Origin of the sequence: Proteus sp. fly-1067, assembly GCF_040139345.1 — a bacterium.
Classification (GTDB): Bacteria; Pseudomonadota; Gammaproteobacteria; order Enterobacterales; family Enterobacteriaceae; genus Proteus; species Proteus vulgaris_B.
Genome location: NZ_JBEEUL010000002.1, coordinates 238,257 through 249,174, shown reverse-complemented (window position 1 = coordinate 249,174; position 10,918 = coordinate 238,257). Strand labels below are relative to the sequence as shown.

The following is a 10,918-nucleotide window of genomic DNA, read 5'->3' as shown; positions in this document are numbered from 1 at the left end:
TCAAAAATAATCAACACAAATAAAAGATAATAAAAAACGGCACCGAAGCACCGTTTTTGAGAAAGTTAACTAACATCGTGCCATTTCGACAGGAGTTATTATTCCGTATAAATATTTACACGGTCACGTAACTCTTTGCCTGGCTTAAAGTGTGGAACGTATTTACCTTCCAGATCTACTTTATCACCAGTTTTCGGGTTACGACCCGTACGCGGCGCACGGTAGTGTAGAGAAAAACTGCCGAATCCGCGGACTTCGATACGCTCACCATCAGCTAAAGTATCAGCCATATGATCAAGCATTTCTTTTACAGCTTCTTCAACCGTCTTAGCCGAAAGATGAGATTGTAGGCCTGCAAGTCTCTCGATTAACTCAGACTTGGTCATATTACCTCCCTAAACTACCGATATATAGGCAACGATTAACGTTGCCTCCGTTAATAACTTAAATTATTCGCCTTTAGCTGCTTTGAAAGCTTCAGCCATAGCGTTGTTTGAAAAACCAACTTCTTCTTTGTTGTTTACAGAAGCGATAGCGTCTTTCTCGTCTGCTTCGTCTTTAGCACGAACAGATAAGTTGATAACGCGGTTTTTACGGTCAACGCCAGTGTATTTAGCTTCAACAGCTTCGCCAACATTCAGAACCAGAGTTGCATCTTCAACGCGGTCACGTGAAGCTTCAGAAGCACGCAGGTAACCTTCAACACCGTCAGCTAATTCTACAGTTGCGCCTTTAGCGTCAACAGCAGTTACTTTACCAGAAACAATAGCACCTTTTTTGTGAGCAGACAGGTAATTATTGAATGGATCTTCTGATAATTGTTTAACGCCCAGTGAGATACGTTCACGTTCAGCATCAACTTGCAGAACTACAGCAGCGATTTCGTCGCCTTTTTTGTATTCACGAACTGCTTCTTCACCTGCAACATTCCAAGAAATGTCAGATAAGTGAACCAGACCGTCGATACCGCCGTCTAAACCGATGAAGATACCGAAGTCAGTGATAGACTTGATTTTACCTTCAACACGGTCGTTCTTGTTGTGAGTTTCTGCGAACTGCTGCCATGGGTTAGATTTGCACTGTTTCAGACCCAGTGAAATACGGCGACGTTCTTCATCGATGTCAAGAACCATAACTTCAACAACATCACCAACGTTAACAACTTTAGATGGGTGAATGTTTTTGTTAGTCCAATCCATTTCAGAAACGTGTACCAGACCTTCAACGCCTTCTTCGATTTCTACGAAGCAGCCGTAATCAGTCAGATTAGTTACACGACCAGTCAGTCTAGTACCTTCTGGATAACGTTTAGCGATAGCTACCCATGGATCTTCGCCCAGTTGTTTCAGACCTAATGATACGCGAGTACGTTCACGGTCGAATTTCAGGACTTTAACAGTGATTTCGTCGCCAACATTGACAATTTCGCTTGGGTGTTTAACACGTTTCCAAGCCATGTCAGTGATGTGCAGTAAGCCGTCAACACCGCCCAGATCAACGAATGCACCGTAGTCAGTAAGGTTCTTAACGATACCTTTAACTTCCATGCCTTCTTGCAGGTTTTCTAATAACTGATCGCGTTCTGCGCTGTTTTCAGATTCGATAACCGCACGACGAGACACAACAACGTTGTTACGTTTTTGGTCTAATTTGATGACTTTGAACTCAAGCTCTTTGTTTTCCAGATGAGTTGTATCGCGAACTGGGCGAACGTCTACCAGTGAACCTGGTAAGAACGCACGAATGCCGTTCAGTTCAACAGTGAAACCACCTTTAACTTTACCGTTGATGATACCAACAACAGTTTCGTTTTCTTCGTAAGCTTTTTCCAGCATCAGCCACGCTTCGTGACGTTTAGCTTTCTCACGAGACAGAACGGTTTCACCGAAGCCATCTTCAACCGCGTCCAGAGCAACATCAATTTCGTCGCCCACTTGGATTTCTAATTCGCCTTGAGCGTTTTTGAATTGTTCTACAGGAATAGCAGATTCTGATTTCAGACCTGCATCAACCAGAACAACGTCTTTATCGATAGCAACTACAACGCCGCGAACGATAGCGCCAGGACGAGTTTCGATTGTTTTTAGGGATTCTTCAAAGAGTTGAGCAAAAGATTCTGTCATGTTAATGATCTTCAAGTAAATTTAATTAACGTCCATTTAGCATCCGGCCGAATGGGGTTGTTTCACATACCTCGTTACATCCTTTGTGACAAGGTCATCGGGCATTATTGTGTTTTCATTAACACGTCAACCCGATTTTGATAATTACCTAGTATAAACGAAATAAAAATTAATTACGCTGATAATTGCAGATTTTTTTTAGCATAAGTTAACGATTTTTCAATAACTTCGTCGATAGACAAACTTGTAGAATCGAGAATTAATGCATCTTTCGCTGCAACAAGTGGCGCAACGGCGCGATTCCGGTCACGGTGATCGCGTTCTTTTATCTCAGATAAAAGGCGCTCAAAGTTAACATTAAAGCCCTTTTCCTGCAACTGTAACATGCGACGACGCGCTCGTTCTTCTGCGCTGGCTTCAAGAAAAATTTTCACTTGAGCATCAGGGAAAACGATCGTTCCCATATCTCGCCCATCGGCAATAAGACCAGGTTCTGTACGGAATGCTCGCTGACGACGCAATAATGCTTCTCTTACACGGGGAAAAGTTGCTGCTTGTGAGGCCGTGTTCCCAACTGTTTCAGTACGAATTTCATTCGACACGTCTTCACCTTCGAGAATAACACTTAAGCCATTCTCATTAGGAACAAAACGTACATCTAAATTTGCTGCTAGAGGTACTAATGCATCTTCAGAAGTAATATCGACATGATGATGTAATGCAGCTAATGCCAATACACGATAAATAGCGCCAGAATCGAGTAAATGCCAGCCAAACGCTTTCGCCAATGCTTGGCACAATGTTCCTTTACCGGCTCCGCTAGGCCCATCAACAGTTATAACAGGGACGATAACCGCCATGAGTTTCTCCTTTTCGTGGGCACTGTATTTCTGTGTTTATCGCGCTTATTACATTGATATAACAGGCTTAAAATTCAAACAGAGAAAAACAGTATTAATGTATGCGCGTCATTATACGCATACAATGTATAGGAAGAAACAAGCAGATAAAGGCCAAAGAGATTTATTCAATACAATTTTTTATAGATAGGTTATTTTTTAGAAAATTTTATCCGAATATAATAAAAAATCGGCAATATTGTGCTTTTAAAAGTCCAATACTGCCGATTTAACTGATTTAAATTTGACTGGTTTTTATTAAATATAATGGATATTAACCATGATGCTGAGAAAGCGTTTCTAACTTATCAAAATAATCTGGGAATGTTTTGGCTGTACAACCCGGATCAAGAATAGTAATAGGTGTGTCAGACAATGCCACCAGCGAAAAACACATAGCAATACGATGATCGTTATAAGTTTTGATATTTGCAGTTGTTAACTGCTGTGGTGGCGTTACTTTTAAGTAATCATGCCCTTCTTCTACAATTGCACCCACTTTTTGCAACTCCGCAGCCATTGCAGCCAATCGGTCGGTCTCTTTTACTCGCCAGTTATAGATATTACGAATAACAGTATCACCTTTTGCAAATAGTGCTGTAGTAGCAATGGTCATTGCTGCATCAGGAATAGTATTCATATCCATATCGATGCCTTTTAACGAGCCACGTTCACATTCAATATAATCATCGCCCCAACGTATTTTCGCTCCCATCTTTTCAAGTACAGAAGCAAAATGAATATCGCCTTGCAAACTATTTTTGCCAATACCTGTCACTCGGACTGTTCCACCTTTAATTGCCGCGGCTGCTAAGAAATAAGATGCTGATGATGCATCTCCTTCTACAAGGTATTTTTCAGGTGATTGATATTGTTGACCACCTTTCACAACAAATTGTTGATAATTTTGATTTTCAATCTTGCCACCAAAGGTATTAATCAATGCTAAGGTAATATCGATATACGGTTTTGATACTAGCTCACCTTTAATTGTAATAGTTGTATCTTGCTCAGCTAATGGAGCGGTCATTAATAAGGCGGTCAAAAATTGGCTTGAAACACTGCCATCGACTTCTACATTCCCCCCCTTAAAACCTCCACGTAAACGAATAGGTGGATAATCCGTTTGTTCGAGATAATCGATACTCGCTCCACCTTGGCGTAAAGCATCAACTAAGTGCCCAATGGGACGCTCTTTCATTCGTGGCTCACCCGTCAATACAATATCATGCGAGCCTAGACTTAATGCAGCTGCCAATGGACGCATTGCTGTACCTGCATTACCTAAGAAGAGTTCTAATGGTGACTTAGTTTTAAATTCACCACCTAAACCCTCTATATCACAGACTGTATTGTTATTTGATAATTGATACTGCACACCTAATGCTTTTAATGCATTTAGCATATGACGAATATCATCACTATCTAATAGATTAGTTAAACGTGTTTTACCTTTAGCTAAAGCGGCTAATAATAACGCACGATTAGAGACACTTTTTGAACCTGGTAAATTAATAGTGCCTTCAATATGAGCAATAGGCTGTAATGTCAACGATTCCATAAACAGGTAAGAACTCCGATAAACAAATAAAATAAGATGGGATACGGTTTAATCAAAAAATAAGAAAACGACTTAGGTACTTATTATTTTTTATTTATTTTTAGTACTGGGATAATTTGATTATCATTATCAACATCTTTGGATAAAAGGAAACCCACTTTCACATAGGCTTCCTAAACATATAATGTATCAATTATGCGTGGCGACGCTCAAAATCAGCCATAAAATCAACTAATGCTTGAACACCAGCTAATGGCATTGCGTTATAAATTGATGCACGCATACCACCTGATACACGATGACCTTTTAATGCGACTAAGCCTTGTGCTTCTGCCTCTTTTAAGAAGACTGAATCTAATTCAGGAGAAGACATTTGGAAAGGTACATTCATTAATGAGCGATTTTCTGTTGCAATACGGTTGATATAAAAATCACTGTTATCAATAGCACTATAAAGAAGCGTCGCTTTTTCATAGTTACGTTTTGCCATTTCTTGCAAACCACCCTGCTCTTTTAGCCATTTAAAGACCATACCTGATAAATACCAAGCAAAGGTAGGTGGTGTATTAAACATTGAGTCATTTTCAGCGAGCACTGTATAATCAAACACTGATGGTGTTTCTTTACGAGCTTTACCTAATAGATCTTCACGAATAATAACAATGGTTAAACCCGCAGGGCCAATATTCTTTTGTGCACCAGCATAAATTACACCAAAGCGACTAATATCTAGTGGTTGGGATAAAATAGAAGATGAGTAGTCTGCAATAACAATTTTGTTGTCATCAAAATTGGGTTCTTCATGAATGGCGATACCATCGATAGTTTCATTTGGGCAATAATGTACATAAGCAGCATCATTACTTAATTGCCATTCTTTCATTGGCTTAATACCAATTTTACCATCAATTTCTGTTTTAATTTTAATGATATTTGGCGAACAATATTTTTCAACTTCCTCAGCTGCGCTTTTCGCCCAATAGCCACCATCAATATAGTCAGCCGTTGTCTTCTCACCTAATAAGTTGAGAGGTAAAGCTGCAAAGTGGCCTCGCGCCCCACCATGGCAAAAAAGAATTTTGTAGTTTTCTGGCACATTGAGAAGATCACGAAGATCTTGCTCTGCCTGATGAGCAACTTCAAGAAACTCTTTACTGCGGTGGCTGATTTCCATGACCGAGCGCCCAAGTTCATGCCAATTGCATAATTCTAATTCTGCACGACGAAGGACTTCTGCCGGTAACATAGCCGGACCTGCACTAAAGTTATATACCTGACTCATTCAAATTCACCCTATCTGAATATGTTTTTACAAAATGACCTTTATCGGTTGTATCATTCTCGTTAAATTGGCGCAATGATTATTGTGAGCTAACGCATAATACGCAGTGCGTAAAAATAACGATTAGGAGTGTTTTATGTCGGGGAGTGTGAATAAAAAAGAAGAAGCAAGCTGGGGAATGCTTCTTCATGGAAAAAATAGTCTAAAATCGCTAGCTTTAGCAGGAGGCGTTGCATTACATGCAATTAATGTTTATATCACGATAACAACACTACCTTCAGTTGTCCGAGATATAGGTGGGCTCAATTTATATGCATGGAATACGACTGTTTTTATTTTAGCCTCTATTCTTTTTTCCGCGTTGACGTCTCGTTTGTTGAGCAAATTTGCACCTCGTAATAGTTACATGATTGCTACGCTTTGTTTTTTAATCGGTTCCGTTATCTGTGCAACAGCACCTTCTATGCAGATATTGCTGCTAGGCCGATTTATTCAAGGGGCGGGTGGCGGCATGTTGCTTGCACTAGCTTATTCTCTAGTTAGAGTGATGTTTCCACAGCCACTTTGGTCTAGAGCTATGGCATTAATGTCAAGTATGTGGGGAATATCAACACTGTTAGGCCCTGCATTAGGTGGAGTATTTGCAGAATATGATATTTGGCGCGGTGCATTTTGGTCTATTTTATTCGTAGGTATTCCTTATGCTATTTTATTATTTACTATTCTTCCTACTGAAAACAATGCTGATAATATCATCGCCAAATCACCTTTACCCTATCAGCAACTTTTTCTATTAATGGTTGCTGTGTTATCTATTTCAATCGGCAGTCTTTATAACACCACGTTGTATCATGTATTATCATTTTTATTTGCTATTATCTTTATTTTGCTTTTAATACACATAGATAAAAAATCAAATGATGGCTTATTTCCTAAAGGGACATTCTCTTTTTCTGCACCTTTAGCCCCTATTTATCTCACCATGGCATTATTAGGTATAAGTGTACAAACTGAAGTTTTTGTGCCCTATTTTTTACAGACTATTCATAATATTACCCCATTGCTTTCCGGTTATTTAGCAGCATTAGTGGGCGCTGGCTGGTCTTTTTCTGCGATTATTTCTTCATCTAGCCAACAATATACTGCTCAACGCTTAATGCGCTTTGGCCCTATGATTAATTTTTCTGCCATAGTGATCCTTGGTTTATTTATATCCAATAACGTCACATTACCTTATGGGCAAATTGTCGTTATTTGTGTAGCACTCTTTTTTACTGGTGCAGGAATTGGTATGGCTTGGCCTCATTATTTAACCCGTGTATTACATGTCTCTCAGGGGCAAGAGGCTCAAAAAGCAGCGACATCAATTACGACAATTCAATTATTTTCAGCCGCAGTTGGTGCTTCGATATCAGGTACTGTCGTTAATATGGCTGGTTTGACTGAGCCAGGGGGATTGGAGGGTGCACAAAATGCAGCACATTGGTTATTTATTGTTTTTGCAGTAACTCCGCTAATTGCTTTCTTTACAGCACAAATAGTCGTGTCTCGAACCAAAAAAAATTAACCTGATTTTATTGCTAAAAATAACAAAGCCTCTTTAATGAGGCCTTGTTATTATTCAAGCTATTTTAAATTAATACTTTTCAAAATTTTCTTGGATCTTAGCAGGATCTTGAGTCTGTGTGAGTGATAATTGTAATAATACTCTTGCTTTTTGTGGATTCAGACGTTCTGATGCCACAAAACCATATTTTACGTCATCGACTTCGCCATTTTGTGTAGTGAAACCAACGGGTACACGGCTTGAACGAACAATTACGACACCTTTTTTAGCGCCATCAGCTAAAGTATCAAAAATATCAGTATATAAGTTACCATTACCAACACCGGCGCTGACAATACCTTTGTAACCATCATCAATAAAAGCTTTTGCTGGTAAATTAGAAGCGTTTGAATAGTTATAAACAATACCCACTTTTGGTAATTCAGTTAGTTTACTGATATCAAATGCAGGCTTATCAGCATGAGGTAATGCTGCAGTATAATAATGTACCTTGCCATTGTGTACGTAACCTTGAGCGCCTGCATTAACCGGCTGGAATGCTTGTACTTCAGTCGTATTCATTTTCACGACATCTTTACCGCCGATCACCGCATTATTCATAGTGACTAACACACCACGATTTTCAGAGGCTTTATCACTGGCAATCACAACTGCATTAAAAAGATTTAAAGGACCTTCAGCACCTAATGCAGTTGCAGGACGCATTGCACCAACCATAACAACTGGTTTTTTACAGGCTGTTGTTAAATCCAGAAAGTAAGCCGTCTCTTCCATGGTATCAGTACCATGAGTGATAACAAATCCGTCCGTTTTATCACAATCTGCATTAATTTTATTAGCCAGCTTAAGCCATACTTGGTCATTCATATCTTGAGAACCAATGTTAACGACTTGCTCGCCTTTTAAATTAGCGACTTTTTTAGCCTCAGGTACGGCATTAATTAGCGTATCAATACCTAATTTACCCGCTGTATAGCTTGATGTTGTTGCTGAATCACCACCACCTGCGATGGTACCACCAGTCGCTAAAATGGTGACATTAGGTAAGGCGAAAACAGAACCACTAACTACAGCTAATAGACTGGCAAGCAATGTTTTTTTCATCATCGAACTGATCCCTTATGAGTTTATAAATAAATCTAATTATGATGATTTAAAATTATTAATTCCGTGATAAATCGAACGTATTTATTAAAAAAACTCATATGTTAAACAATTTATTAGTGAAGAATATGGTTAGCCTGTTCGAAATAAGAGAAATTATTAGTGCTTAACAAGGGATTTCAGTATCATGTGCCCCTAACTATCATCCGCAAAATATTAATGAAACCTGCCATGTCACAAACATTCATTCCTGGCAAAGATGCCGCACTGGAAGATTCTATCGCTAGCTTCCAAAAAAAATTAACCGACTTAGGCTTTAACATCGAAGAAGCTTCATGGTTAAACCCAGTTCCTAATGTCTGGTCTGTTCATATTCGCGATAAAGATTGCCCTTTATGTTTTACTAACGGTAAAGGTGCCAGCAAAAAAGCAGCATTAGCTTCCGCATTAGGCGAATACTTTGAACGTCTTTCAACTAATTATTTCTTCTCTGATTTCTGGCTAGGTACTGATATTGCAGAAGGTGAATTTGTTCACTATCCAAGTGAAAAATGGTTCCCTCTCACTGAGGATGATTCTGTTCCTACGGGCTTATTGGATGCACGTTTACGTGAATTTTATGATCCTGAAGGTGAGTTATGTGGTAGTGAATTAGTTGATTTACAATCAAGTAATCATGATCGTGGAATTTGCGCACTACCATTTATACGTCAATCAGATGAAAAACCGGTTTATATTCCTGTAAATATTATCGCTAACTTGTATGCCTCTAATGGTATGTCTGCGGGTAACACAAAGAATGAAGCTCGTGTCCAAGGACTTTCAGAAGTTTTTGAACGCTATGTGAAAAACCGGATTATCACCGAAAGAATTAGTTTACCTGAAATTCCTAAAGAGGTTTTAGCTCGCTACCCTGCTGTTATTGAAGCGATTAATACCTTAGAGCAAGAAGGTTTCCCAATCTTTAGCTTTGATGCTTCTTTAGGTGGAAAATTCCCTGTTATTTGTGTCGTGTTATTTAACCCACAAAATGGAACTTGCTTCGCTTCTTTTGGAGCTCATCCTGATTTTGGTGTCGCTTTAGAGCGTACTGTCACTGAATTATTACAAGGCCGTAGTCTTAAAGATCTTGATGTTTTCAACCCACCAAGCTTTGATGATGAAGAAGTGGGTGATCACACCAATCTTGAAACACATTTCATTGATTCAAGTGGTTTAATTAGTTGGGATCTATTTAAGAAAGATGCCGATTATACTTTTGCTGATTGGAATTTCAGTGGCACCACTGAAGAAGAGTTCCATACCTTAATGGCACTATGCCAACAGTGTGATGCTGAAGTCTATATTATGGATTACTCACACTTAGGCGTTTATGCATGCCGTATTTTAGTGCCTGGTTTATCGGATATTTACCCTGCAGAAGATCTACAGTTAGCCAATAACATTATGGGTGTACATTGGCGTGATACTATTCTTTCGTTACCAACAAGCGAAGGTACAAAAGAAGAATATTTATCACTTATCGGTCAATTTGATGAAGATGGTTTAGACGACTTTACTCGCATCAGAGAAATGATTGGTATTGCACCGGGTAAAGATAATGGCTGGAGCCATTTGCGAGTGGGTGAATTAAAATCCATGCTTGCACTTGCTGGTGGTGATCTTGACCAAGCGCTTATTTGGGTTGAATGGACTCAAGATTTCAATGCTTCTTTATTTACGCCAGAACGCCAAAATTATTATCGTTGCTTACACAATCTCTTATTATTACAACAAGAGACTGAACGTGAACCTGCGCAATACATGTATGCATTCTCTCGTATGTATGGAGAAGAAACGTTACAAGCAGCCTTAAACGCAATACAAGGTAAACAAGCATTTTATGGTTTACAGCCTATCGATGCTGACTTAACAAATTTACCTATTCATCAGTCGCTACTTGCTGCTTATGAAAAATTACAAAAAGCAAAACGTCAATCGAACAAATAAGCCTATTTTATTTAGGATGACTTATTAAATAATCACTAGATTTAACTGAATAATAAGCGCGTATTTAAATTGAAACACTCTATTGAAAAGTAGAGTGTTTTATTTTGCTAAAAATAAATTTTTGACAATTTTGTCAACTTGACAAATATGCCATCCGACAAAATTGCCAAAATATGGCAAAAGTGACGATTTGAGATATTTAATACGACACTATAAATAGATATTAAACTTTTGCACTAAAAATAGTGCTTAAGTGTAGTTTAAATTGCTATTTGTTTAACCAGATCTCAAAAATTTAAAAACCTTATTTTTATAATGGTTATATGTCTGGAGTAATCAATCTTGATTAACCACAAATAAAGTAATGTTTATATTTATAGCAAAAGTAAATAA

The 10,918-nt window shown here is 38.6% G+C and carries 8 protein-coding genes; 2 read left to right on the top strand and 6 right to left on the bottom strand.

Annotated elements, in window-relative coordinates:
* Nucleotides 1-98 precede the first annotated feature (98 nt).
* The 5 genes from ihfB to serC form a co-directional block, all read right to left on the bottom strand.
* Nucleotides 99-386 carry an integration host factor subunit beta gene (gene ihfB / locus ABN217_RS05730; protein ID WP_006537420.1) on the bottom strand — a complete coding sequence of 96 codons (288 nt, stop codon included), beginning with the start codon at nt 384-386 and terminating at the stop codon, nt 99-101.
* Nucleotides 387-449: 63 nt separating this feature from the next.
* Nucleotides 450-2,123 (bottom strand): 30S ribosomal protein S1, encoded by a 1,674-nt coding sequence (gene rpsA / locus ABN217_RS05725; RefSeq protein WP_036938108.1) that lies wholly within the window; start codon nt 2,121-2,123, stop codon nt 450-452.
* A 173-nt stretch (nt 2,124-2,296) separates the two neighbouring features.
* Nucleotides 2,297-2,983, bottom strand: a complete 687-nt coding sequence (gene cmk, locus ABN217_RS05720; RefSeq protein ID WP_109408797.1) for a (d)CMP kinase — start codon at nt 2,981-2,983, stop codon at nt 2,297-2,299.
* Nucleotides 2,984-3,296: 313 nt separating this feature from the next.
* On the bottom strand, nt 3,297-4,583 hold the full coding sequence (aroA, locus tag ABN217_RS05715) for a 3-phosphoshikimate 1-carboxyvinyltransferase (protein WP_197269376.1): 1,287 nt from the start codon (nt 4,581-4,583) through the stop codon (nt 3,297-3,299).
* A 193-nt stretch (nt 4,584-4,776) separates the two neighbouring features.
* Nucleotides 4,777-5,865: a 3-phosphoserine/phosphohydroxythreonine transaminase gene (serC, locus tag ABN217_RS05710; protein WP_349459168.1), complete on the bottom strand. Its 1,089-nt coding sequence runs from the start codon at nt 5,863-5,865 to the stop codon at nt 4,777-4,779.
* A gap of 136 nt (nt 5,866-6,001) precedes the next feature.
* Here serC and ABN217_RS05705 point away from each other — a divergent pair, with 136 nt between their 5' ends.
* Nucleotides 6,002-7,432 carry an MFS transporter gene (locus ABN217_RS05705; RefSeq protein WP_197269378.1) on the top strand — a complete coding sequence of 477 codons (1,431 nt, stop codon included), beginning with the start codon at nt 6,002-6,004 and terminating at the stop codon, nt 7,430-7,432.
* 69 nt (nt 7,433-7,501) lie between these two features.
* Here the strand turns inward: ABN217_RS05705 and ansB are convergent, their stop codons facing one another.
* Complete coding sequence (ansB, locus tag ABN217_RS05700; protein ID WP_196553340.1) at nt 7,502-8,539, bottom strand: L-asparaginase 2; 1,038 nt, start codon at nt 8,537-8,539, stop codon at nt 7,502-7,504.
* A gap of 228 nt (nt 8,540-8,767) precedes the next feature.
* Here ansB and ycaO point away from each other — a divergent pair, with 228 nt between their 5' ends.
* Entirely contained in the window at nt 8,768-10,525 is a 1,758-nt protein-coding gene (gene ycaO / locus ABN217_RS05695; RefSeq protein ID WP_349459167.1) for a 30S ribosomal protein S12 methylthiotransferase accessory factor YcaO, read from the top strand.
* Nucleotides 10,526-10,918: the final 393 nt, after the last annotated feature.